The sequence below is a fragment of the Oscillospiraceae bacterium genome (genome assembly GCA_025758045.1).
Classification (GTDB): Bacteria; Bacillota; Clostridia; order Oscillospirales; family Ruminococcaceae; genus Gemmiger.
In genome coordinates this window covers 1,140,583-1,163,610 of record CP107208.1, presented here as the reverse complement: position 1 = coordinate 1,163,610, position 23,028 = coordinate 1,140,583, and the positions used below count along the sequence as shown (strand labels likewise).

The following is a 23,028-nucleotide window of genomic DNA, read 5'->3' as shown; positions in this document are numbered from 1 at the left end:
TCATGAAACCTGCTTTGCGCGTGATGCTCTGCGATGACGCAGGCGAGCGTTTTTTTGGCGAGGGGCCCTGCCGCCTGCTCCATCTGATCGAGGAGACCGGCTCGCTGCGCAGCGCAGCGGCGCGGATGGGGCTTTCCTACTCCAAGGCGCTGCGACTTGTGCAGCACGCCGAAAAAGAACTGGGCTTTGCCCTGACCTGCAAGACCATCGGCGGGCGGGGCGGCGGCGGCAGCACCCTGACCGCCGAGGCCCGCCAATTTTTAGAAAGGTATGAGGCCTACCGTGATGCCTGTGTACAGACCAGCCGCGAGCTCTATTCTGCGTTCTTTCCTGGCCAGCGGTAAGCGCCATCTGCTGCTGACCGGCGGGCGCGGCAGCGGAAAAACAACGCTGCTGCGCGCACTTATGCCATCCCTTTGCCCCGATGCCCCGATGCTTCTCACCACCGCCGTCCCGGGCAGATGGGTCGAGATGCGCGATGCCGCCGGGGTGACGGCAGTCATCGGCCGGTTTGATGCCGCCCTGCCCCCCGGTGAAAACCGGATGCGCTCCGTACCGGCCGGCTTTGCCGCCGTGGGACTGCCCGCCCTGCAGCGGATGGCGGCAGCCGGCGGCTGGGCCGTACTGGACGAGCTTGGCTATCTGGAGAGCAGCTGTGCAGATTTTCAACAAGGCGTGCTGGATATGTTGAAAGTCTGCCGCGTTCTCGCGGTCGTCCGCAAGCAGGACACCCCGTTCCTGCGCACGCTCTGCACCGATCCGGACGCCTTTGTGTACGATCTGGACTGTCCTGTGCCGCCGCTGGGCTGCATCGTCATGGCCTCGGGGCTGGGGCGGCGGTTCGGCGGCAACAAGCTGATGGCCGAGCTGAACGGCCGGCCGCTGGCTGCCCATGCGCTGGCGCTGGCCGCCGCGCCGGTGTTTGCCGGGCGCATTGCCGTGACCCGCTCGGCCGAGGTCGAGGCCCTCTGCCGCGCAGAGGGTTTCCCCGTGCTGCGCCATGACGAGCCACGCCGTAGCGATACGGTGCGCCTTGGCCTGACCGCGCTGCTGGCGCAGCAGCCCGACCTGCAGGGGTGTGTGTTTCTGCCGGGGGACCAGCCCTGCCTGACCCGCCAGACGCTGGAGGCGCTGGCGATCGGTGCCGCGCCGGACACGATCCGGCGGCCGGCCGCATCCGACGGCACACCGGGCAGCCCTGTGCTGTTCGGTCGGGATTATTTTGCTGCCCTCCTTCACCTGCCGGAGGGCAGCGGCGGCAGCGCCGTGCTGCGCGCCCACCCGCAGGCGATCCGCCTGCTGCCCACCCCCGCCGCCGAGCTGCGGGACATCGACACCCGCAGCGACCTTGAGGCGCTGCGCGGGAGCAAGGGGTAATGCCGTATTTTTGATTTATAGCTATATGTTCAGGATGCTATACAGCATTTCGGTTGAGAACCAGCCTTACCCTGTTCTTTGCACACTCTCGGCAGACGGCTGCACCGCCCATGTTCCCGACTTCCCAAAAATCGCTACCCAAGCAGCTACGCTGGACGCCGCCCTGCTCGAAGTCAAGCAGCAAATCCAAAAAGCCCTGCGCCAGTACAAGAACCCGCCCATTCCTACCAAACAGGAACAGATTGTCGTGCCGGACAACAGCGTTCTGGTACTTGTCAAAGCGAGCTGACTACGCAGACCGCTCCTATTTTTACCTGCCAACTCCGCAAAATTTATCCACAAAAAGCGCCCGGACGGTTGAAAATTTCAGCCGTCCGGGCGCAGTCGTTTTCTCGTTTTGGGGTCATTTTGGGGTCAAAGTCACCAGATTGTTACCACTTTTGCCATAAGGTAGAAAAAAGCTCGTTGAAACTTGTCGTTTCAACGAGCTTTTGTTGGTTGCGGGGACAGGACTTGAACCTGCGACCTCCGGGTTATGAGCGCATACCGATCCGTTTCTGTACCTTAAAGATACGCTTTTCTTTGATTTTCATGTTTCTTGTAAACCTTAAAGGTACGCATTGCGCAGTTTTACCGCAAATTTGCCATTATCTGTTACCACCTTAGTTACCACTTTTCAAAATCAAGAACAATTCCTAACTTTTGTCTGTTACCCTCTGTTTCGGAAGAATTCGGCATATTGGAATTATCAGAATCTTCTTGTTGGAGGGAAAATGAAAAATCAAGCAGCCAATAACGGCACTTTTATCCCGAAGCCTGGTTTTACTGTGGTGCAGAACAGTGTCGCCCGCGACTGGAACCTCAGCAGCGGCGCATTGGGGCTGTATACACGCATCCAAAGCTATATCACAATGGAGAACATTACCCTCACCAAAGGCAGCCTTATGGAGCGTGTGCCGGAGGGAGAATACGCCTTCAACACGGCATGGAACGAATTGAAAAGCAAGGGGTATTTGTTCATCCATGTGTATCCCGGTGAAAAGGGGCGCTTCGTCTATCAGTATGAACTGCGCCCCGACAACAGCGGTTGGGACGGCGCCTACCTTTTCTACCACGACCGCAACGGCGATGTGAAAAGCACCAATCTGACACGAAACCAAACCGAAACCGCCGAACAGCCTGCTGAAAAAGCAGCCGCAGACCACCACCCCAATTACTACCCCGGTGGTAACCACCATAGTGGAAACCACTGCGGTGGAAACCGGGGCGGTAATATAAAACTAAATCATAAAGAAAAACTTATAAAAACTAATCTATCAATCTCTTCTGCGGCAGAGCTGCCTGAAAACGGGGGAGAGATGGATGAAAACGCTTTGGAAAACATAGTTCTGCCCGCGCTGACAAAGCACAAGTCCATTCCGCAGGTGTATATGGCTAAGCCCGCCCTTATACAGACGGCGATCCACTACCTGACCGGATACGACTTCCGTCAGCAGCATCCGTATCAAGCAAACGGCGTCACGGATGACGCCCGCCAAAGCGCATTTGGGCTGCTCAACACCTGCCTTACCGAGATGTGCTGCGCCACCGGCACACAGTCGTATCGCGGTGCGCTTGTCACGGCCGACAAGGTGCTGGCTGAAATCAGCTGCGCCAGCAACGGCTGCGAGGAGGACGGCTTGGAGCCGTATGTGGAGGATGTGCTGGATACCTTTTTGCAGGCAATCACCACGCGGAAGGTCAAAAATCTGCCGCAGTACATGAAATCACTTTTGTGGACAAGCCTTGCTACCTACAAACTCAACATCATCAGCGGTATAACCGCGCCATACAAGGAGGTCAAAAATGTCTACGGATTACACTAACGTAAACGGGTACTTGGTTCCGTCGTTTGCCCTGCCCACGGGCAGCACACCGCCGTTGGGCAAATACGGTACGATGCGGGCGCGTTTTCTTGACGAGCATCGCCCCTTTGAACGCGACCAAATGCTGCTGGATGGTACGCTGGCACAGCACCTTGCCGGCGTCGACAGCGAGGCACACAATCAGGTCAGCGCGCTGGTATACCGGCTTGCAGAACAGCATGGCGTCACCGAGGATCTGAAACGGCATCACCCTCTGGAATGGGCGGCGCAGATGCAAGCTTTGCAGGCGCAAGCCGAGGAAATCGTGTACTGTGAGTTAATTTATATTTAACTCTTTTTCAGAGGGCTGTTCCCGCATGGAAATGCGGGAACGTCCCCCGCAAGCACGGCATCTTGCCGTCATGACGGCAAAACGCCCACTTGTCAGGGGAATCCCCCTGAAACCCCATCCCTCATTTTGTGACTTTTGATTCGAAGGAATATTGACACTATGATATACAGAACCAAGAAAATCACCGTGCGGCTCACCGACAAAGAGTACGCCAAACTGCGCGAGATGAGCGAAACATCCGGCTTAAAAATGGAGCCTGTCATTCGGAAGCTGCTTGTCGGTTACGAGATTCGCCCGCGCCCTAATGCCACCTACATCAAGCTCATAAAGGAGCTGTCTGCGGTAGGGAATAACCTGAATCAGATTGCCCATCTTGCGAACGCAACCGGGAAAATTACAGAGGACCAGTGGAAAGAAACGCATCAGCTTCTGGAAAAGATATGGGATTTCTGCGCGTATGAACTTTGATTTCAAAAGATTATTTGAAAAACGCCCGACTTTATATTATACTGAAAGCACCGATATTTCGCGCAAAAGGTGGTCGGAACAGATGGATATGGAGAACTTGATCGGTGAAACAACCGAATATGACAAGAAAGCGGCGCTTGAAGTACGAAAGCCCAAAAGCTGGTGCAAGAGCGTAAGCGCTTTTGCGAACACGCTGGGCGGTGCGCTGATTTTCGGCATGGCGGATGACGGGCAGATCGTTGGGCTGACCGAACCCGACAGTGACGCCGAGAAAATCAGCGAGATCCTCAAGACGCGCATGGAGCCTATCCCGGAGTTTCGGCTGCGGTTTCACAGGACCGAAGACGGCAAAGTGCTGCTGATTCTTGATGTGTTCAAAGGCGAGGAAACGCCCTACTATTACTCCGGCGACGGCACCTTAGAGGCGTTTGTACGCATCGGAAACGAGAGCGTTAAGGCATCCGCCACCGAGTTGAAACGCCTTGTCCTGCGCGGCAGAAACACATCCTACGATTCTCAGGTGACACCTTACAGGGTGGAGGACTACGCCTTTTCCAAGCTGCGGGAGCGCTATAAGAAGTGGACGGGAAACAGCTTTGACAACAAAGACCTTGTTTCCTTCGGTCTGGCAGACGAGGGCGGCTTTTTGACAAATGCCGGTGCCCTGATTGCCGACGAAAGCCCGATCCGCTGGTCACGGTTGTTCTGCACACGCTGGAACGGGCTGGACAAAAGCGGCGGCACGATGGACGCGCTGGACGATGCCGAGTATTCCGGGAGTGTGCTTTCGTTGATTGAAAACGGCGAGGCATTCATCAAGCGCAACGCCCGCATGATGTGGCGCAAAACGCCCAATTCCCGTGAAGAAATGCCCGAATATGTGGAACGCAGCTACCACGAGGCGCTTATCAACGCGCTGGCGCACCGCGATTATCTCGTCTACGGCAGCGAGGTCCACATTGACATTTACGATGACCGCTTAGAGATTTACTCGCCAGGCGGTATGCCGGACGGGTCGATGATCCAAGACCGTGATCCGCTTACCGTGCCGTCCACCCGGCGCAACCCGGTACTGGCCGATGTGTTCAACCGCCTTGGCTACATGGAGCGCAAGGGCAGCGGCTTTGGGAAAATTCTGAACGGCTACAAAGCGCAAATCAACTACACCGAGGATAAGCGTCCCACATTCCGTTCTGACCGCTACCAGTTTACGGTCGTTATGCCGAACTTGAATTACAGTGTCCCTCAAGGTGTCAGTCAAGATGTCACCCAAGATGTCAGTCAAGATGTCGCTCAAGACGATTTGGATGCAAAAATCATCGCGCTCATCAAGCGGAACAATAAAATCAGCACCGAAAAAATGGGCATGATGCTGGGCGTAAGCACCCGAACCATTCTGCGGCGTATAAAGAAACTGGATAATGTTCACTACATTGGTCGCGGCTTCAGCGGGCATTGGGAAGTTGATAATCAATCAAAAACGGGTATCTGACAGTGAAGCGGGAAATTTTCTAAGGCATCGCCGCACAATTCTCGCATTATAGACATGCGTGCGGCTCACAGGGAACGCTATAGGAAAACACCAACACCCCCAACGGGCTTTAGCTGCCAGTTGGGGGTGTTTACTCAGGTGGTTTTGGGTGTTGTTTTCAGGCAGAGCACCACTGCCAGCAAGCCGCTTAAAAGGCGGCCTGCCATCATCGGCAGGGCGTGTGCGGGGCTGAATTGCAGGGTAAATGCCAGAAAATCGCCGACGCTGTAAGCAGCTACTACGGCATAGGCCGTGTTCAGTGTGATGCCGCGTTCCTCCAGCGTATCAAGACTCAGCAACGTGGGGATGCAGTTGGCGGACGTCACGACCAGACCGGTGATGGAGGCGGGCTCCAGCTGCAGCCGTGCGGCCAGTTTGGCAAGCGGTGCGGTCAACAGCCGCTGTACAAAGGCGAAAAACGGCAGGATCCCGGCAAGAAACGCGCCGATACTGCCTATGACCGGGTAGATTTCCGCCAAGGGGGTCAGCCCCTCCAGCAGCACAATACCGGTTGTTTCCTGCAGCACGGAAATGCAGAAGCCGAACAAGGTCAGGCCGCGCACCGTCAAAGAGATGCCGTTGAATATCGGGCCGATTGCATTACTGCCGGACTTGAAAAGCAGCAGCAACACGACCGCTACTGCCAGAACAGGCCAGGTGTTGTGCAGCAGAACCAACAAGGGGATGCCGCACAGCACTCCGGTGAGCAGGCAGCCCACCGGCAGAACCAGAAAGCCGAGAAACAATCCGCGAACGGCAGCGGCTCGTTTGGTGCCTGTCAGCCCACCCAGCGCCAGCGGAATCGTACCGTTGATCGTGGCACCGAGAAAGGCCGCCACGATCAAACCATTATACAGCCCGGCGGCGGGTTCCTGCGCGATCTGCGCGGCCAGCACGGCACCGCCTGCATCGCAGCTCAAAAACAGTGAGGCAAACAGGGAAGGGTCACACCCCACGGCGGAAAACACCGGCGTGATAACAGGCGCCAGATGGGTCCCAAGCCACGGTGCCAGTGCCATAAAACCGGTCATGAGCAGCAGCAGATCCACCACGGCGGCAAAGCCCTGCCGGAAGGCACTACCCAACCCCAGCCGATCACCTAACAAGGTGTCCGCAGCACCCAGGCAGAAAAATACAGCAGATATCCACGCCATCGTTCTTACGCACGACCCGGCGTGTCTTCACTGAAGGGACTGTTGACATAGTTGGCGCTCTTGGAGGAAACAAACTTCTCCATCGCGCGCTGCAGCGGGTGCTTGTTCCAGCGGTCCAGATCATCCGTCAGCCGGCAGGCAGTCATCTGGAAGAAGGGCAGCCAGCACAGCGGGGTGATTTCCTCCGGCACATCCATAGGCACATACATAACATTGTGCTCGTCCTTGTAATCGGCGCAGCGCGTCAGCAGGAAAGCGTTATCCGTCACAATTTTGGTACCCTCAAAAATGCGGTGGATGCGCTCCGTGCCCTCGCCGCCGTCAATCAGAAATACGCTGTAGCGGGGGGTCATCTGGATGTTGGGGCCGTGGATGTACTCCTCGACCTCATAGGCAGCGGTGGGGATGCTGACGGTCTCGCCGAATTTCAGTGCGCCCTCGCTTGCGGTGCCGAGGTTGGCACCCACGCCGCAGACATAAGCGTTGGTCATGCCGGACAGCTGACGGTAGTGCTCTTTAATAAAGGAAGGGGTCTGTGCCTGTACGGCGGCATTGATGTCTGCGGCCTTCAGCAGCTGCTGCTTGACGGCCTCACCCTCGGCGGCAGTTTTGATGCCCAGACGGACAGCCGCCTCCACGGCAAACAGCATAAAGAAGAGTGCCAGCGTGGTGACACCGCGGGTGACATAAGCGACCGTTTCGCGACCGACACCGTAGTTGGCAACAACATCGCACACCTTGCCCAGATCGCTGTTGACATCGCCGGTCAGACCGATGCAGCGGCGGCCCTTTGCCTCAATGACCTTGATGGCGTCCAGCGCGTTCAGGCTGTAGCCGCTTTGGCTGACGACAACGACCATATCGGTCTCGCTGAAATCATTCTCGCTGGATACAAAATGAAACGGTGTGACGATCTTGACCTCGCACTTCAGATGGCGGCGGATAAACTGCCGCGCACAGAGTGAGCCGTTGGAGGAAGAACCGCACGCAACGATCCAGATGTTCTTGTAGCCGCCGCTTACATACTCATCCACAAGGGGCTTTGTCAGCGCGGCGCTGTCGGCGACATTGTTGCGGATAAACTCCGGGCAGTCGGCAATGTAGTCCAGCATAGTCTTTTTGTGTTCCATAAAGCAGTCTCCTTCACGTTTTGTCTAAATTTCTAACGCTTACTTTGTGTAAAACGTTAAAATCTTCGGGAAGTCCCCGAACTCTATTGACATTATACCACAACTTTGGTATATTGTCATTACAATATTACAAAGATTTTAGAGAAAATTTCTAAAAATTAAGAAAAAATCTAAAAATCTTTGCAGCATTTTACAAGGAGGAAAAACTTATGCCTGACATTTTGATGACAAGAATCGACAATCGCTTAGTGCACGGGCAAGTCGGTGTGGCGTGGACCACCGCCTTACAAGGTGTCAACCTTATTGTTGTGGCGGATGATTTGGCAGCTGCTGACCCGCTGCAGCAAAGCCTGATGGCTGCCACCGCGAAAAGTTCCGGCTGCGGCATCCGGTTCTTTACGCTGGACAAAACCATTGCAGTCATTCATAAGGCATCTGCCAGCCAGCACATCTTCCTGGTCGTGCGCAACCCGCAGAGTGCCCGTAAACTGGTCGAGGGCGGCGTTCCCATTGATAAGCTGTGCATCGGCAATATGCATGTCGGCCCCGGCAAGGAAGTGACCGGCGATGTGCACGTTTATATGGACGAGAAGGACAAGGAAGACCTTCGCGCCATCCGTGCCAAGGGTGTGGATGTCTACATCCAAATCGCACCCGGCGACCACAAGCTGGACTTTGAGAAGTAACCCATGGTTCCGGCTCTGCAGGCGGTCTGCAGAGCAAAAAATATATTTTATAAAGAGGAGAGAAAATCTATGCAAATCACACTCGTGCAAGGTTTGCTGATTGCGCTGCTCGTTTTCATCTGCGCGATCGACAAACACATGGAAACCTTTATGTGGTTCCGCCCGCTGGTCGTAGCGTTCTTCACCGGCATCATCCTCGGTGATGTACAGCTCGGTATGCAGGCAGGTGCCGTTGCGGAGCTTTCCTACCTTGGTCTGCTGACCGTTGGCGGCACCGTGCCGCCGGATCCCCTGTTTGCCGGTCTGATGACCACCGTGCTGGCGTACACCACCGGCTGCGATGTCAACACAGCGCTGGGTCTTGCCGTTCCGTTCGCGCTGATCGGCCAGTGGATCAACACCGGCACCAACACCTTCTACGCCGGCTTCCTGCCGAAGGTTGACAAATGCGCTGCCGCCGGTGACGAAAAAGGCATTGCCAAGGTCATGTATACCGGCTGGATCCTGTATGCCGCCATGTTTGCCCTTGCCGCGTTCCTGTCCACCTACGCATTGCAGAGCGGTATTTCCGCTTTTGTGGCAGCCTTCCCGGCATGGCTTGTCCACGGCTTTGAAGTTGCCGGTGGTCTGATGCCGGCTGTCGGCCTTGCCCTGCTGCTGGTCGTTATGCTCAAGAAGGAAAACGCAGCCTATCTGCTTGCTGGTTTTGTCATCATGGTCATTACCAACTGCCAGAACATCCTGCCCATTGCTGTTATTGCGGGCTGCATCGCCTATGTCAATTTCACCCGCGATACGGAGACTGCCAAGCTGACGGCTGCATCCGCTGCAACTGCCGCCCAGGAAGGAGATTTTGAAGATGGCATCTAATAAGATTACCAAAAAAGACCTCAACGAAATGGCCGTCCGCTCTATGGCGGAGCAGTGCTGCTTCAGCTTTGAGCGTATGCAGGCCGTAGGCTTCTGCTACGGCATGACCAAGTGCTTCCGTAAGATTCACGGCGACAACAATGAGGAAATGGCCGCCGCGATGGCAAACAACCTCGACTTCATCAACACCGAGCCGCACATGGCCGCGATCCTGCAGGGCCTGATCGTCTCCATGGAGGAGGCAGGTCAGGATCGTGAGATGATCCACAGCCTGAAAACCGGTCTGTTCGGACCTCTGGCAGGTTTGGGCGACGCCATCTGGTGGTACACCGCCATGCCCATCATTGCCTCTATCTGCTGCTCTCTGGCAACGCAGAACAATGTTCTGGGCCCCATCTTCTACATCCTGTTCTGGGCACTGACCGCTATCTTCAGCCGCATCTGGTTCGTGCGTCTGGGCTACAATGCCGGTGTAAGCTCCATCAAGTTCATCGGTGATAACGCCGCTTATATCAGCAAGGCTGCCGGTATTCTGGGCGTTATGGTCGTCGGCGGACTGATCCCCAGCTATGTATCCTTTGCTTTCCCCGAAACGCTTGTCATCTCCAGCGTTTCCGTGCAGGGCATCTTTGATTCCATCATGCCCAACATTCTGCCGCTGGGCTTTGTGTTCCTGCTCTACTGGCTGTTCAAGAAGAAGAATGTCAACACCATGAAGCTGATCCTGCTGGTCATTGCTTTGTCGGTTGCACTGTCCTTCCTGGGCATCATGTAAGTTTTACTGCGGCGGCTCGCGCCGGTTCAGCATTCCCCCGCGAGCCGCATTTTTTATATGCTGTATTGTCATGACATAATTACAAATGGAGGCTATTGTACCTATGAGCATGGTAAACTTTGACGAAAACCAGATCATTGCCAACGGCGCCAAAATCTACGACCAGCGCGCCAAGATCGAGGCTATCGCCGATTCGATTGTGGATAACGGGTTTGACCTGCTGCTGTTCACCAGCAGTGGCGGTTCTCAGGCGATGCTGGATCCGTTCGCCTTCTACATCCGCCATATGTCCCGCCTGCCGGTCGAAAATGTACTGTCCGCCAACCTGATGACCGGTGACTGCAACCGCATCACCAATAAGACCGTGGCGTTCCTGACCTCGAAGTCCGGTGACACCGCCGAGACCGTAAAGGCAGCCAACTGGCTGAAAGAGCAGGGCGTGCGCCTGTTTGCCGCCGTCGGCAAGGAGAACTCCACGCTGGAATCCATCTGCGATGACACCATCGTCTACAGCGAGGGTCGCCCGCAGGAACTGGTGTTTTATCTCCTGATCGGCCGCATCCTGTACCGCAGCTGCAGCTTTGATGCCTACCCCCGCTTTGCGGATGAGCTGAAGAACCTTGCCTTTGCGCTGGCACAGGTACGCAAGCAGGCAGATGCCAAGTGCCTGAAATATGCGCAGGATTACTGCAAGGAGCCGTATAACATCTGGATCGGCAGCGGCGATCTGTGGCCCACCGCCTACAGCTACAGTATGTGCGTGCTGGAGGAAAGCCAGTGGATCCGCACCAAGAGCGTTTCCAGCCCGGAATTCTTCCATGGCACGCTGGAGCTGCTGGAGGACGATGTCTGCACCACGCTGCTGCTGACTGAGGGCCCCACCCGTGCGCAGGACGAGCGCGTAAAGGAGTTTGCCGCCCGCCATACCAAAAAGCTGACCTGCTTTGACACAAAGGAGTATGCCCTGCCCGGCATCAGCGATGAGTTCCGCCCGCTGCTCAGCCCCGTTGTCATGGCGGCCGTTCTGCAGCGCATCAGCAAGAACATTGAGGTCATCACGGATCATTCTCTGGATATCCGCCGCTATTACAGAAAAGAGAGCTATTGAGTATGAAACTGATTGCATTAGGGGATAACGTAATAGACTATTACCACAACACACAGGAGTGTTTCCCCGGCGGCAATGCGGTAAACGTCGCAGTTCATGCTGCGCGGCTGGGGGCACAGGCCGAGTATCTCGGCTCCCTTGGCGATGACAAGATGGCACATATTGTGGAGAAAGCACTCCGGGAAAACGGCGTGGACATCAGCCATTGCCCCGTTTTACGGGGGCGTACCACCAAGGTGTGCAGCTATGATGTGGTCAACGGGGAGCGCAGCTTTATCGAGGTGATCACCGGGGAAAGCTGGACCGGCCCGCTGCAGATCGGTGCGCAGGAGCTGGACGAGCTGAAAACCGCCGATCTGATCGTCAGCAGCTGCAACGCCAAAATGCCCGAACAGATGGCGGCTGTGCAGGCGCTGCCCGCTGTGTTCGCCTATGACTTCGGCGAAAAGGAGAAGTACCGCACCGATGCCTACTATGACGAGGTTTGCCACGGCATAGATCTGGCGATGCTTTCCTGCAAGCCGATGGACAAGACTGCCTTTGCGGAATTGTGCGCACCACTGCATCGTCGCGGCGTGGTGCATATTCTGGCCACAATGGGCGCAGCCGGACAAATGTTGTCTGTACAAGGGAAAATCGTGGAAAAGACTACCCAAATGGTAGAGGCAAGTGATACAATGGGGGCAGGAGATTCTTTCCTTGCTGCCTTCCTCTGCTCGCTGTATACTGCGGGGTGGCAAAAGGCAAAGCCCATGCCGGAGCAGGCGCTTCTGGCTGCACTGGCTGCCGGGCAGCAGGTCTCGGCACGCAACTGCATGGCACAGGGCGGCTTTGGCTGTAAAGCGGAAATCTCCCCAGACGGCACCGAATAACAAGAAGGAGATTTCCTATCATGATCGAACTGAACGGAATACAGCTTGACAAAACCAGCGCAGTTCCTCTGTACGAACAGCTGCGTAAGGCATTGCTGGAGGCTATCACCAGCGGGAAGCTGTCGGCAGGGACAAAATTGCCGACGGAGGAGGAGCTGTGCGCCCAGTTCGGCATTTCGCGCCCTGTTGCACGGCAGGCTTACAATATGCTGATCGAAGACGGCTTTGTGGAACGTATGCGGGGGCGCGGCACCTTTGTGCGCAGCCCTGATACCCGCGGACGCTTTCTGAACAAGCAGCTGAGCTTTGCCGCCGAGATGGGGGTTTTGAATCTGGAGCACCGTACCGAGGTGCTGCGTGCAGAGTGGGTAAGCTATACCCCGGAGCTTTTTGCACGGCTCAAGCTCGAACACGGGGAGCGCTGCTACCATCTTGTGCGTATGCGCTACGCCAGCGGAAAGCCCTTTGTTCTCGTGGAAAACTATGTGCCGGAATCTGTGTTTCCCGGTATTGATGCCTACGACTTCGCCCAGCGCTCGCTGTACGATGTCTTTGAAACTGTCTACCACGAGAAGATCGTTAAATCGCGCCGTGTGCTGATGGCGCAGACCGCCAACGCCGAGTTTGCCAACCTGTTCGGCGTACACCGCGGTTCCCCCGTGCTGTATGTCGAAAACGTGGTCATGGACCAAAACGACCGTCCGATCGACCTCAGTAAAGAATATCTGGACGGCGTTACCCAGAAATTTGAATTTGAAGTTGTCAACCAATAAGCCGGGACTGTGCGCCCGATTTTGCTAAAGGAGTGTAGTTTGCTATGGTAGGTGTAGTTGTGACCGGGCATGGCGGCTTTGCCGCCGGTATGGCTGCCAATGTAAAAATGCTGGCAGGCAGTGATGCGGAACTAAAGGCCGTGGATTTTGCCGATGGCATGGATGTGGAAGTGTTTGAAAAGCAGCTGGCAGAGGCAATCGACAGCTATGCAGACTGCGAGGCTGTTCTGGTGCTGGCAGACATTGCCGGCGGCACGCCGTACAACCGCGCAGCGGGACTTTCGATGACCCGCCCCAAGGTGCGCGTGATCTCCGGGCTGAACAGCAGTATGCTGATGGATCTGTGCATGCGCAACATCACCGGTGACGAATGCCCCGATGTGGATGCACTGGCTGCCGACATTATGCAGACCGGGCACGAAAACATCGGCAAATTTGTGCTGGAGGTTCCCGCCCAGCCGCAGGAGGACGAGGACGGTATCTGAAGGGAGAAACGTCATGAAGCCGATCAAGGCAGTCATCTTTGATATGGACGGCGTGCTGATCGACAGTGAACCGGTCTACCTGCACCATCAGTATACGCAGCTGAAACCGTCCTACCCGTGGATCACCCTGGAAAGCATGTACCCGTTGGTGGGCATTTCCGGGCAGGAATATATGCCCTTTATGGCGAAACTCTGCCGCCGCACCGACGATGCCGCATTCCGGCAGGAAATGGACGCCATGAACGCCGGCTGCCGGGTGTATTACCCGGACATTCTGCGCAAGGAGGTTCGCCCGCTGCTGCATGAATTAAAGCAGATGGGGCTGCAGGTAGCCCTTGCAAGCAGCAGCAGCCGGGAATGTATTGAGCAGGTTCTGGACCAATGCGAGATTCGGGAACTGTTTGACTGTATCGTCAGCGGTCACGAATTTACCCGCAGTAAGCCGGACCCTGAAATTTACCGCTTCACCATGGACAAGCTCAGGCGCAAGCCGGAGGAATGTCTGATCGTGGAGGACTCCACCTACGGTGTGCAGGCGGGTACGGCGGCAGGCGGCGTTGTGGCTGCCTTGCGGGACGAAAGATTCCCGTTTGACCAGCGGGCAGCGCAGCTGCATATCGACAGCCTTGCCGAACTGCCTGCGCTGGCGGCGTGCGGCGGAATAAGGATACGCGCCGCCTTCTTTGATGTGGACGGCACCCTGATTACCGTGGGCGGGCATCGGATGCCGCCCGGCGTAGCCCCTGCGTTGCAGGCTTTACAGCGCAGCGGTGTGCAGGTGTTTCTGTGTACCGGCCGCCACGCGCTGGAAATCGAGGAAGAAAACATGCTGCCCGGCATCACGGTTGACGGTGCTGTTTATATGAACGGCCAGCTCTGCGAGCTGCAGGGGCAGATCGTGCGGGAAACGCCCATTCCTGCCGGGGATCTGTCGGCATTGAAACAGTTCTTACAGAAAAAGAACCGCAGCTGCATTTTTCTTGAAAAAGACAGGATGTACGCCAACTGTGTGGACTCCCGCATGGAGGTCGAGCAGGCAAAAATCGGCACCGCCGTGCCGGCTGTGCGGGACATTTCCGATCTGGAAAACCGCCGCATATATCAAGTCATTCCCTTCGTGAACGAGGAGGAAGAAGAAGAACTGCTGCGGCAGATGCCCCATTGCCGGACAAAGCGCTGGGGGGATGCTGTGGTGGATCTGATGAGCCGAACCGGCGGCAAGGAAAACGGTATCCGTGCCCTGTGTGCGGCAATCGGTATCACCACGGAGGAAACCATTGCCTTTGGAGATGCCGACAACGATTTGGAAATGCTGCAGCTGGCCGGTATCGGCGTGGCAATGGGCAATGCCCTGCCGCAGGTGTGTGCCTGTGCCGATATGGTCACAGACACCGTGGAAAATGACGGCATCGCCCATGCACTCCAAAAATTAAAACTGATTGGATAAATTATAAAACGAGGAACGCTTTCCCGCAAGAAAGGCTCCTCGTTTTCCAAAAGGGGCAGTGTTCTATGATGAAAGAAAAAACGCAGACCCTTGTAACGGATCAGCTGTATAACCTGGCTGCGGGGTTTCTGTACGCCCTGAGCATCTGTTATTTTGCCAAGGGCGCGGACTTTGCACCCGGCGGGCTGTCGGGTCTTGCTTTGCTGGGCAACTATCTGTGGGGGTTTCCCATCGGCATCACAACGCTGGTGCTGAATGTGCCCCTGGTTCTGCTTGGTTTCCGCTTTGTGGGACGCGCCTTTCTGGGGAAAACCGTCATCAGTATGCTGTGGTGTACCTTTTTTCAGGATGTTGCCTTTGCAGACCAGCCCGGCTACGGCGGCGATCCGTTGCTGGCGGCCCTGTTTGCGGGTATCACATGGGGCGGCGCGTTGGCGCTTTTGTATATGCGGGGTTCGTCCAGCGGCGGCACCGATTTCTTGACGATGTCGATCAAAGTGCTGCGCCCGCATCTGTCGGTCGGTGTTGTGACCGGTGCGATAGACCTTGTGGTCATCCTGTTAGGTTGGCCTGTGTTTGGCTCTGTCGATGCCGTTTTGTACGGTCTTGTCACAACGGCGGTTACCTCGCTGGTTATCGACAAAATCATGTACGGCAGCAATGCCGGCAAAATGCTGACGATCATCACTACCAAGGGGCAGGAAATTGCGGACGAAATTTCCCGCCAATGCGAGCGCGGCTCAACAATGGTCAAAGCAGTGGGCACATACACCGGTACGGAGCGGCAGATGCTGCTCTGCGTCTGTGCCAGACCGCAGGTGTACCGCATCCGGATGGCGGCCTACCGCATTGACCCCGGCTGTATGGTCATGGTGACGGAAACCGGCGAGGTTTACGGCGAGGGCTTTGTTGACCCGGGCAAGACGGCGTCGTTTTTATAAGGCGATACCGCACACGAAACGAAAGGAATGTTTTGTTATGAATCCTATTACGCCTGCCGAACTGGCAGCTTATTTTGACCACACCCAGCTGCGCGCCTATGCGCAGCGCAAGGATTTTGAAAAGCTCTGTGCAGAGGCCCGTGAGTACGGCTTTGCCATGGTGGCCATCAACCCGGCTCCGGTTTCCCTGTGCAAGGAGCTGTTGGCGGGAACATCGGTCCATGTAGGAGCAGCGGTTGGTTTCCCCTTGGGGCAGAGTACGCCCAAGGTCAAGAAATACGAAACCGTAGATGCAATCACCAATGGCGCGGATGAGATCGATTATGTTATCAACATTACGCAGCTGAAAGAAAAAAACTACGATTTTATTGAGCATGAGATGGCCGGTATTGTAGAGGAATGCCGCGGTGCAGGGGTGATCTCGAAGGTTATTTTTGAGAACTGCTACCTGACCGAGGAGGAAAAGCGCGCACTGTGCTCCATCGCGCGGGAGGTTCGCCCGGATTTCATAAAGACCTCCACGGGCTTTGGCACCGGCGGCGCAACCTTTGAGGATGTGGCGCTGATGAAAAAATGCGTTGGCGATGAGGTGAAAATCAAGGCAGCCGGCGGCATCCGCACATTGGATACCGCTTTGCGTATGATCGAGCTGGGCGTATCCCGCATCGGCTCCACAGCCAGCGTCAGCATTATAGAAGAACTGAAACATAGGTTATAAAATCGATAGGGATGGCCGGAAAGGTCTGAACCGCATAAAACAATAAGCACCACTAAGTATAACTCGGTGGTGCTTATTGTTTTATTGGCTTTCTTTTTTGTTTTTATAACATTCTGTAATGTAATCCAGCAGCGCCATATTTTTCAGGCGGTAGGTGGCTTCCTCTATAGAGCCTGCAGTATCTTCCAGATACGACCAGCTTTCACCTTTAGGCATGGAACTTTCGTCCATACGTCCGTCCAAAATTTCTTTCCATAGCTCACGTTTTTCTTTAATTTCTGCGCCCATTTCTCTAGGAACCGCATAACGGCTGCATAGAAAGCGTTCTGCTGTCAAATTAACACCATCATCCCAAGTGATTTTATCCAGCAGCTCTTTAACTGTATGGAGCGTATCTGTTGCGTTTTTCGAGAATTCGTTTTTTGGGAATTTCAAGCTGACGCTGCCGTCAACCTCGACGATTTCCATACTGCCAAATTGCAGCTGCATATTCAGCAGCAATGTGGCAATTCCCTCCGGGGTGCAGGTGTCGATAGGAAACAGCATTTGCATCGGAACATCTAACGTTTGTGCGATTTTTTCTAAATTTTCCTGCCGGGGCATTTTCAGACCATATTCATAATGCCGCCACAGGGTCGCATTGATTCCTGTCTTTTCTGCGGCTTCCTCCTGCGTCATTTCTCGGTAAAGGCGCAACCGTTTGATACGGTTGCCCAAAATCTTCTTCTGTTCTTGAAAACTGATCGGTGTCTTATCTGCGGCGTGAGAGTAGTTTCCGAATTCATCACGCATCAACGTAAAATCTTTATCACTCGCAGTTGTCCAATGCATTGACATACCTTTATCCTCCGCCTCGGCTCTGTACTTTTAAGGAACAACCTAATTATAACAAACTTTTGCTATCTGTACAAGAGCGAGAATTCTTCTTATGTTTCCTTAAAATATTTTTGCAAAAACGATTGACAGTAACTTAAAAGTACTATATAATTCAGATATAGCATATGTAACTTAAAAGTACATTTGCATAGCACCTTGATAATCCAATATGCCGAAACTTCCGAAGCCGCTTTCGCATCTGTAAAACGCGAGAAAGGACCTCTCTTATGAACCGTATCCGTACCATTCAAGGCGCAGCCGATGAACTGCGCAAACGTGATCCCGGCTGTGCCATCAGCGCACACAACATCCGTCAGCTGGTGCTACACAAGGAAATTCCCAGCCGTAAAGCCGGGTCAAAGTATCTGGTGGCGCTGGACGATGTAGAACGCTATTTCGGGCTTACCATTGACGAAAACGAACTGAACCATGGCATCGGTTGAGAAACGCTACAATAAGGCCGGAAACCTTATTTCTTTTCGTATCCACGTTTTTCACGGGAGGGATGAATTTGGCAAGCAGCTTCCGCCCTTTATCAAAACTGTCCGTGTTCCGCCTGAATTGAACGCGCGGCAGATCGAAACGCTGATCCAGCGCGAAACCGTCCATTTTGAGGAGGAGTGCGAGCTTATCACAGCCCATGAAAAAGAAGAAGCGGCAAAAGCCGCCGAACCGAAATGTATATCGTTCGAGGATTTTGCCGCTAAGGTTATGGAAATTAAGGAGCGCACCGGCAAGGAGAAAAGCACCCTCGCACGATATCAGGATATGCTGGATTCCCGCATCAATCCGTACTTAGGCAAGACGCCCGTGGACGAAATCACCGGCGATATGCTGGACGATTTCTACGCCATGCTGCTCAAGCCGGGGCAGAACAAGAAAACCGGCGGCGGACTTTCCCGCAAAACGGTGCTGGAACACCACCATGTGATTTCCACCATTATGGAACACGCCATCCGCAAGCATCTGATTGCGTTCAACCCCTGCCGCGATGCCACGCCGCCTGTGGCAGACCCGCCGATGCCGAACTACTACCAGCCCGCCGATCTAACACTGATCCGTCAGGCTTTGGAGAACGAGAGCGTCAAGTGGTACACGCTGATCCACGTGCTGATGCTCTACGGCATCCGGCGCGGGGAGTGCGCGGGCATCAAGCTGAGTGCCGTAGACCTGAGGGGCAAGACCATCACCATCTGTTCCTGCGTCATGTACGACCCAAAGAACGGTGTGTACGAGAAGCCCTACCCCAAAAAGCGCAAGCCGCGTCAGCTGCCGATTACCCCGCAGATGGACGAAATCCTGCGCCGCTACCTGAAGTGGCGCGGCGAACAGCCCGAATGGTACGGGGACCTCTGGCAGGAAAGTGGCTACTTGTTTACCAATGAGTACGGTGGACCTATGAATCCGGACAACATTACACAGTATCTGAACCGTATGGGGGACAGGCTGCAAAAGGAAAACCCGAATTTTCCCCACCTGAACCCCCACGCCTTCCGCCATGCCGTTGCGTCCATCCTTGTGGCGAACGGTACCGACATTGTGACGACAGCTGCCTTTATCGGTGACAAACCCGCCACCGTTTCCGAGCGCTATGCCCACGTCATCGACTCCGCCAAAATCAGGGCGGGGGACACCCTGAGCAGCGTGATTTTCGGAGATGGTAACAAATGAGTTACCACTTTGTTACCACTTTTCTTTTTTTGCGGCCTGCAAAAGAAAAAGAACGGTAAAACTTGACGTCTTACCGTTCTTTGTTGGTTGCGGGGACAGGACTTGAACCTGCGACCTCCGGGTTATGAGCCCGACGAGCTACCATCTGCTCTACCCCGCGATATATGCTCCGTGTTTCGGAGTGCTATAGTATAATAGCACAACCGTGGACATATGTCAACAGGTTTGCAGAATTTTTTTCAAAAATCCGGGCCACGGGGCCGCGGCGTGTTCCAAAAGCTGGGAAAGCTGGAGAAACCACCGCCGCGTCCGTTTACGACAGTTCAAACATGCCGTGGTACAGCTGGTAATACTCGCCTTTTTGGGCCAGCAGTTCATCGTGGGTGCCGCGTTCTACGATGCGGCCGTGTTCCAGCACGATAATTGCATCGGCGTTGCGCACGGTGGAAAGCCGGTGTGCGATGACAAACACCGTGCGGCCCTCCATCAGGCCGTCCATGCCTTTTTCAATCAGCGCCTCGGTGCGGGTATCGATGCTGGATGTGGCTTCATCCAAAATCAGCACCGGCGGGTCGGCTACGGCGGCGCGGGCAATGGCCAGCAGCTGGCGCTGGCCCTGGCTCAGGTTGGCCCCGTCGGAGGTGACCATCGTGTCGTATCCCTGGGGCAGGCGGCGGATGAAGGAGTCGGCGTTGGCAATCCTTGCGGCCTTCTCGATTTCCTTCTGCGTGGCATTCAGCTTGCCAAAGCGGATGTTGTCCGCCACGGTGCCGGTAAACAGGTGGGTGTCCTGCAGCACGATGCCCAGGGACGAGCGCAGCGCGTTTTTGCGGATGAGTCGCACATCGATTCCGTCGTAGGTGATGGAACCGGCGGTGACATCGTAAAAGCGGTTGATCAAGTTAGTGATCGTCGTCTTGCCCGCGCCGGTGGAGCCGACAAAGGCAATCTTTTGCCCCGGCTTGGCGTACAGCGAAAGGTCCTGCAAAATCAGCCGCTCCGGCGTGTAGCCAAAGCTGACGTTATGGAACCGCACATCGCCGCGCAATGGCTCCAGCGCTACGTCCGGGTGGGCGGAATCACGCCAGGCCCAGCGGCCGGTGACCTCGGGGCAGGCGGTCAGGGTGCCGTTGGCGTTCTTCCGCACGTTCACCAACTCTACCGTGCCCTCGTCCACTTCGGGCGACTGCTCCATGGCGGCAAAAATACGCTCGGCACCGGCCAGCGCCGCCAGCAGGAAGTTGCCCTGCTGGGTAAACTGGTTGATGGGCAGGGTGGTCTGGCGCACAAACACCAGATAGCTGGCCAGGCTGCCCAAGTCGGTCCAGCCCTTCATGACCATCAGGCCACCCAGCACCGCAATGACCGCGTAGTTGATGTAGCCGATGCTGACGACGGCGGGCACCATCGTGGCAGCATAGCTTTGCGCGCCGGTGCCGGCCAGGCGCAGCTTTTCGTTGCGGGCGGCAAACTCGGCCAGGTCGGCTTTTTGGTGGTTGAACACCTTCACGACCTTCTGCCCGGCGATCATTTCCTCAATGTAAGCGTCCAGCTCGCCCAGGCTGCTTTGCTGCTTGGCATAGTAGGCACGGCTGTGCTGGGTGGAAAAGTTGATGTACCAGAACATGCCCACATAACCCACCGCCACCAGCAGAGAGAGCCGCCAGTTGAGGATAAACAGCATCAGCAGGGTACCCACGACCTGGATAAAGGTCTGGATAACGACAGCAAAGCTGTTGTTCAGTGCATCGGAGATGGTGTCCACATCGTTGGTGAAAAGGCTCATCAAATCGCCGTTGCGGTGGGTATCAAAGTACTGCAGCGGCTGGGTCTGCAGGTGGGCAAACAGATCCTGGCGGATCTCCTGCAGTACTTTTTGCGCGGCGCGCACCATCAGCTGGGTATAGCCCAGGGTGGACAGCGCACCAATGATATAAATACAGGCGGTAAGGCCCACGGCCCCGGCCAGGTAGGCTTTGCTGCCGTTTTCCAGCAGGCCGTTGACTACCGGGCGGATCATGTAGGTGCCAAACAGTGCGGCCAGGGCGCTGATGGCCGCCAGCAGCGCCACCAGGCCGATCATGATGCGGTGGCGGCCCAGATAGGCGCTGAACTGTCCCAGCGTGCGGCGCAGGTTCTGCGGGCGCTTGCCGCCGGTGACTTTCTTTTTACTCGCCATCGGGGTCACCTCCCTTCATCTGGGAATAGTAGATTTCCTGATAGATCGTATCTTTTTCCAGAAGTTCGGCGTGGGTGCCCACGGCGTGCAGGCGGCCATCCTCCAAGATTACGATGAGGTCGGCGCTCTGCACCGAGGAAATGCGCTGGGCGATAATCAGCTTGGTCACGTCGGTCAGTTCGGCCAGGGCGCGGCGGATGCCGGACTCGGTGGCAGTATCCACGGCGCTGGTGGAGTCGTCGAAAATCAGCACCTTCGGGTGCTTCAGCAGGGTACGGGCAATGCAAAGGCGCTGCTTCTGCCCACCGGAGACGTTGACGCCGCCCTGCCCTAAGTCGGTATCCAGGCCGTCGGGCATGCGGTCCAAAAATTCATCGGCGTGAGCGGCGCGGCAGGCGGCCCACAGCTGTTCCTCGGCGGCGTCGGGGTTGCCCCACTTCAGGTTGTCCCGGATGGTGCCGGAGAACAGCAGGTTCTTTTGCAGCACAATGCCTACGGCGTCCCGCAGGGCGGTCAGGTCGTAGTCCCGCACGTCGTGGCCGCCGACCTTCACGGTGCCCTCGGTGGCGTCGTACAGGCGGGGGATCAGCTGGACCAGCGTGGTCTTGGCCGAGCCGGTGCCGCCGATGATGCCCACGGTCGCCCCGGCGGGGATGTGCAGCGTAATGTCGGACAGGGCACTTTTTTGTGCCGCAGCGTTATACTTGAAGCTGACGCCCTCGAAGTCGATCTGACCGTTCGGCACAGTCTCCAACGGATCGGCGGCATTGGCCAGGTCGGGCTGCTCGGTCAGCACCTCGCGGATGCGGCGGGCGCTGGCCAGCGAGCGGGTCATCTGCAAAAACGCGCCGGAGAACATCATGACCGAGTTGAGCACCTGCAAAACGTAGCTCAAAAAGGCGGTCAGCTGGCCGACGCTCATGTCGCCCTGCAGGATGAACCCGCCGCCGAACCACATGATGCAGACGATGGCTGTGTACATGATGGTCTGGAACGCGGGCAGGTTGAGCACGGCGTAACGGAAGGTCTCGGTGCTGGCGTCGCTCAGCTCAGTGTTGACGGCGTTGAACTGCTCGTTTTCATAATCGCAGCGCACGAACGCTTTAATGGCGCGGATGGCGGTGAGGGATTCCTGGATGCGGCTGTTCAGGTGGTCGACAGCGCTTTGCTGGCGGCCGTACAGCGGGCCGACCTTGCACACGATGAGCGTCAGCAAAATGGTCAGAATAGGCGTTGTGATGAGGAAAACAATCGTCAGCTTGGGGCTCAGCAGAAATGCCATGCCCAGACCCATGGCCAGCATGACCGGGCTGCGCACAAAGGGGCGCAGGCCTGCGTTGATGGCGTTGAGCAGCACGGTGGCGTCGGTGGTCATGCGGGTGACGAGGGACGCAGAGGAAAAATGGTCCAGGTTGGCAAAGTCGAATTTCTGCACGGCGGCGTACTCGGCCAGGCGCAACTCGGCCGCAAAGCCGTTGGCGAACCGGGCGGCATAGCGGGCATACAGCAGGCCGGTGATCAGTGCCAGTACCGCGCAGAGTGCCATCAACCCGCCCTGCCGCAGGATGATCGCCATATTATGGCTGGGCACACCCTCGTCTACCAGGGTGGACATCAGCACGGGGATGACCATCTCAAAGATACATTCAATAAAGATCAGCCCGGCAGCCGCCCAAAGGTCCCGGCGGTAGGGCTTGCCATAGCGGAAAATTAAGCGCAAGTCATTCATAGATGCTCCTATTAAAGGCCCCCTCTGGGAGGGAACTGCCGC

The 23,028-nt window shown here is 56.1% G+C and carries 24 protein-coding genes and 1 tRNA gene; 19 read left to right on the top strand and 6 right to left on the bottom strand.

What is annotated here, in order from left to right; translation table 11 throughout:
* The first annotated feature begins 2 nt into the window (after nucleotides 1-2).
* The 7 genes from OGM81_05515 to OGM81_05485 all read left to right on the top strand — a co-directional run bounded on the left by OGM81_05515 (nucleotide 3) and on the right by OGM81_05485 (nucleotide 5,533).
* Entirely contained in the window at nucleotides 3-344 is a 342-nt protein-coding gene (locus OGM81_05515) for a LysR family transcriptional regulator (GenBank protein ID UYJ44591.1), read from the top strand.
* Entirely contained in the window at nucleotides 286-1,377 is a 1,092-nt protein-coding gene (locus tag OGM81_05510; GenBank protein ID UYJ44590.1) for an NTP transferase domain-containing protein, read from the top strand. The genes OGM81_05515 and OGM81_05510 overlap by 59 nt, the downstream gene beginning before the upstream one ends.
* Before the next feature lie 10 nt (nucleotides 1,378-1,387).
* Nucleotides 1,388-1,666, top strand: a complete 279-nt coding sequence (locus OGM81_05505) for a type II toxin-antitoxin system HicB family antitoxin (GenBank protein ID UYJ44589.1) — start codon at nucleotides 1,388-1,390, stop codon at nucleotides 1,664-1,666.
* A 331-nt stretch (nucleotides 1,667-1,997) separates the two neighbouring features.
* Nucleotides 1,998-3,242 (top strand): hypothetical protein, encoded by a 1,245-nt coding sequence (locus OGM81_05500; GenBank protein UYJ44588.1) that lies wholly within the window; start codon nucleotides 1,998-2,000, stop codon nucleotides 3,240-3,242.
* Nucleotides 3,223-3,573, top strand: coding sequence for a TnpV protein (locus OGM81_05495; GenBank protein ID UYJ44587.1), 351 nt, complete (start codon nucleotides 3,223-3,225; stop codon nucleotides 3,571-3,573). Before OGM81_05500 ends, OGM81_05495 begins: the two co-directional genes overlap by 20 nt.
* Before the next feature lie 159 nt (nucleotides 3,574-3,732).
* Complete coding sequence (locus tag OGM81_05490; protein ID UYJ44586.1) at nucleotides 3,733-4,041, top strand: MobC family plasmid mobilization relaxosome protein; 309 nt, start codon at nucleotides 3,733-3,735, stop codon at nucleotides 4,039-4,041.
* Between the two features lie 82 nt (nucleotides 4,042-4,123).
* Complete coding sequence (locus OGM81_05485; protein ID UYJ44585.1) at nucleotides 4,124-5,533, top strand: putative DNA binding domain-containing protein; 1,410 nt, start codon at nucleotides 4,124-4,126, stop codon at nucleotides 5,531-5,533.
* A 134-nt stretch (nucleotides 5,534-5,667) separates the two neighbouring features.
* Here OGM81_05485 and eutH read toward each other — a convergent pair whose 3' ends face one another.
* Nucleotides 5,668-6,678 (bottom strand): ethanolamine utilization protein EutH, encoded by a 1,011-nt coding sequence (eutH, locus tag OGM81_05480; protein ID UYJ44584.1) that lies wholly within the window; start codon nucleotides 6,676-6,678, stop codon nucleotides 5,668-5,670.
* 53 nt (nucleotides 6,679-6,731) lie between these two features.
* Nucleotides 6,732-7,856 carry an SIS domain-containing protein gene (locus tag OGM81_05475; protein ID UYJ44583.1) on the bottom strand — a complete coding sequence of 375 codons (1,125 nt, stop codon included), beginning with the start codon at nucleotides 7,854-7,856 and terminating at the stop codon, nucleotides 6,732-6,734.
* Between the two features lie 209 nt (nucleotides 7,857-8,065).
* Between OGM81_05475 and agaB the strand changes: the two genes are divergently transcribed.
* The 10 genes from agaB to deoC all read left to right on the top strand — a co-directional run bounded on the left by agaB (nucleotide 8,066) and on the right by deoC (nucleotide 16,531).
* Nucleotides 8,066-8,542: a PTS galactosamine transporter subunit IIB gene (agaB, locus tag OGM81_05470; protein UYJ44582.1), complete on the top strand. Its 477-nt coding sequence runs from the start codon at nucleotides 8,066-8,068 to the stop codon at nucleotides 8,540-8,542.
* Nucleotides 8,543-8,611: 69 nt separating this feature from the next.
* Nucleotides 8,612-9,412 carry a PTS sugar transporter subunit IIC gene (locus OGM81_05465; protein UYJ44581.1) on the top strand — a complete coding sequence of 267 codons (801 nt, stop codon included), beginning with the start codon at nucleotides 8,612-8,614 and terminating at the stop codon, nucleotides 9,410-9,412.
* Nucleotides 9,402-10,187, top strand: coding sequence for a PTS system mannose/fructose/sorbose family transporter subunit IID (locus OGM81_05460; protein UYJ44580.1), 786 nt, complete (start codon nucleotides 9,402-9,404; stop codon nucleotides 10,185-10,187). Before OGM81_05465 ends, OGM81_05460 begins: the two co-directional genes overlap by 11 nt.
* Before the next feature lie 103 nt (nucleotides 10,188-10,290).
* Nucleotides 10,291-11,295, top strand: a complete 1,005-nt coding sequence (locus OGM81_05455; GenBank protein ID UYJ44579.1) for an SIS domain-containing protein — start codon at nucleotides 10,291-10,293, stop codon at nucleotides 11,293-11,295.
* A 2-nt stretch (nucleotides 11,296-11,297) separates the two neighbouring features.
* Complete coding sequence (locus tag OGM81_05450; protein ID UYJ44578.1) at nucleotides 11,298-12,167, top strand: PfkB family carbohydrate kinase; 870 nt, start codon at nucleotides 11,298-11,300, stop codon at nucleotides 12,165-12,167.
* Between the two features lie 20 nt (nucleotides 12,168-12,187).
* On the top strand, nucleotides 12,188-12,940 hold the full coding sequence (locus tag OGM81_05445) for a GntR family transcriptional regulator (protein ID UYJ44577.1): 753 nt from the start codon (nucleotides 12,188-12,190) through the stop codon (nucleotides 12,938-12,940).
* 44 nt (nucleotides 12,941-12,984) lie between these two features.
* Nucleotides 12,985-13,425 carry a PTS sugar transporter subunit IIA gene (locus OGM81_05440; GenBank protein ID UYJ44576.1) on the top strand — a complete coding sequence of 147 codons (441 nt, stop codon included), beginning with the start codon at nucleotides 12,985-12,987 and terminating at the stop codon, nucleotides 13,423-13,425.
* A gap of 13 nt (nucleotides 13,426-13,438) precedes the next feature.
* The gene (locus OGM81_05435; protein UYJ44575.1) at nucleotides 13,439-14,872 is read left to right on the top strand and encodes an HAD family hydrolase; all 1,434 of its coding nucleotides are present in this window, start codon (nucleotides 13,439-13,441) and stop codon (nucleotides 14,870-14,872) included.
* A 65-nt stretch (nucleotides 14,873-14,937) separates the two neighbouring features.
* Nucleotides 14,938-15,813: a YitT family protein gene (locus tag OGM81_05430; protein UYJ44574.1), complete on the top strand. Its 876-nt coding sequence runs from the start codon at nucleotides 14,938-14,940 to the stop codon at nucleotides 15,811-15,813.
* A 37-nt stretch (nucleotides 15,814-15,850) separates the two neighbouring features.
* Complete coding sequence (gene deoC, locus OGM81_05425) at nucleotides 15,851-16,531, top strand: deoxyribose-phosphate aldolase (protein UYJ44573.1); 681 nt, start codon at nucleotides 15,851-15,853, stop codon at nucleotides 16,529-16,531.
* A gap of 81 nt (nucleotides 16,532-16,612) precedes the next feature.
* Here deoC and OGM81_05420 read toward each other — a convergent pair whose 3' ends face one another.
* Complete coding sequence (locus OGM81_05420; GenBank protein ID UYJ44572.1) at nucleotides 16,613-17,368, bottom strand: helix-turn-helix domain-containing protein; 756 nt, start codon at nucleotides 17,366-17,368, stop codon at nucleotides 16,613-16,615.
* Nucleotides 17,369-17,634: 266 nt separating this feature from the next.
* Between OGM81_05420 and OGM81_05415 the strand changes: the two genes are divergently transcribed.
* On the top strand, nucleotides 17,635-17,850 hold the full coding sequence (locus OGM81_05415) for a helix-turn-helix domain-containing protein (protein ID UYJ44571.1): 216 nt from the start codon (nucleotides 17,635-17,637) through the stop codon (nucleotides 17,848-17,850).
* A gap of 118 nt (nucleotides 17,851-17,968) precedes the next feature.
* Nucleotides 17,969-19,078, top strand: a complete 1,110-nt coding sequence (locus OGM81_05410) for a site-specific integrase (GenBank protein UYJ44570.1) — start codon at nucleotides 17,969-17,971, stop codon at nucleotides 19,076-19,078.
* Between the two features lie 84 nt (nucleotides 19,079-19,162).
* Here OGM81_05410 and OGM81_05405 read toward each other — a convergent pair.
* From OGM81_05405 to OGM81_05395, 3 genes are all read right to left on the bottom strand, one after another.
* Nucleotides 19,163-19,238: transfer RNA gene (locus tag OGM81_05405), tRNA-Met, on the bottom strand.
* Between the two features lie 153 nt (nucleotides 19,239-19,391).
* Nucleotides 19,392-21,257: an ABC transporter ATP-binding protein/permease gene (locus tag OGM81_05400; protein ID UYJ44569.1), complete on the bottom strand. Its 1,866-nt coding sequence runs from the start codon at nucleotides 21,255-21,257 to the stop codon at nucleotides 19,392-19,394.
* On the bottom strand, nucleotides 21,247-22,986 hold the full coding sequence (locus tag OGM81_05395; protein UYJ44568.1) for an ABC transporter ATP-binding protein/permease: 1,740 nt from the start codon (nucleotides 22,984-22,986) through the stop codon (nucleotides 21,247-21,249). Before OGM81_05395 ends, OGM81_05400 begins: the two co-directional genes overlap by 11 nt.
* Nucleotides 22,987-23,028 lie beyond the last annotated feature (42 nt).

Bases quoted from the DNA above. Each gene is read 5' to 3' on its own strand.
- OGM81_05450 (UYJ44578.1), top strand. From the start codon at position 11,298: ATGAAACTGATTGCATTAGGGGATAACGTAATAGACTATTACCACAAC.
- OGM81_05400 (UYJ44569.1), bottom strand. From the start codon at position 21,257: ATGGCGAGTAAAAAGAAAGTCACCGGCGGCAAGCGCCCGCAGAACCTG.
- OGM81_05455 (UYJ44579.1), top strand. From the start codon at position 10,291: ATGAGCATGGTAAACTTTGACGAAAACCAGATCATTGCCAACGGCGCC.
- OGM81_05515 (UYJ44591.1), top strand. From the start codon at position 3: ATGAAACCTGCTTTGCGCGTGATGCTCTGCGATGACGCAGGCGAGCGT.
- OGM81_05440 (UYJ44576.1), top strand. From the start codon at position 12,985: ATGGTAGGTGTAGTTGTGACCGGGCATGGCGGCTTTGCCGCCGGTATG.
- deoC (UYJ44573.1), top strand. From the start codon at position 15,851: ATGAATCCTATTACGCCTGCCGAACTGGCAGCTTATTTTGACCACACC.
- OGM81_05395 (UYJ44568.1), bottom strand. From the start codon at position 22,986: ATGAATGACTTGCGCTTAATTTTCCGCTATGGCAAGCCCTACCGCCGG.
- agaB (UYJ44582.1), top strand. From the start codon at position 8,066: ATGCCTGACATTTTGATGACAAGAATCGACAATCGCTTAGTGCACGGG.
- OGM81_05510 (UYJ44590.1), top strand. From the start codon at position 286: ATGCCTGTGTACAGACCAGCCGCGAGCTCTATTCTGCGTTCTTTCCTG.
- OGM81_05490 (UYJ44586.1), top strand. From the start codon at position 3,733: ATGATATACAGAACCAAGAAAATCACCGTGCGGCTCACCGACAAAGAG.
- OGM81_05475 (UYJ44583.1), bottom strand. From the start codon at position 7,856: ATGGAACACAAAAAGACTATGCTGGACTACATTGCCGACTGCCCGGAG.
- OGM81_05435 (UYJ44575.1), top strand. From the start codon at position 13,439: ATGAAGCCGATCAAGGCAGTCATCTTTGATATGGACGGCGTGCTGATC.
- OGM81_05465 (UYJ44581.1), top strand. From the start codon at position 8,612: ATGCAAATCACACTCGTGCAAGGTTTGCTGATTGCGCTGCTCGTTTTC.
- OGM81_05445 (UYJ44577.1), top strand. From the start codon at position 12,188: ATGATCGAACTGAACGGAATACAGCTTGACAAAACCAGCGCAGTTCCT.
- OGM81_05495 (UYJ44587.1), top strand. From the start codon at position 3,223: ATGTCTACGGATTACACTAACGTAAACGGGTACTTGGTTCCGTCGTTT.
- OGM81_05430 (UYJ44574.1), top strand. From the start codon at position 14,938: ATGATGAAAGAAAAAACGCAGACCCTTGTAACGGATCAGCTGTATAAC.
- OGM81_05485 (UYJ44585.1), top strand. From the start codon at position 4,124: ATGGATATGGAGAACTTGATCGGTGAAACAACCGAATATGACAAGAAA.
- OGM81_05415 (UYJ44571.1), top strand. From the start codon at position 17,635: ATGAACCGTATCCGTACCATTCAAGGCGCAGCCGATGAACTGCGCAAA.
- OGM81_05420 (UYJ44572.1), bottom strand. From the start codon at position 17,368: ATGTCAATGCATTGGACAACTGCGAGTGATAAAGATTTTACGTTGATG.
- OGM81_05460 (UYJ44580.1), top strand. From the start codon at position 9,402: ATGGCATCTAATAAGATTACCAAAAAAGACCTCAACGAAATGGCCGTC.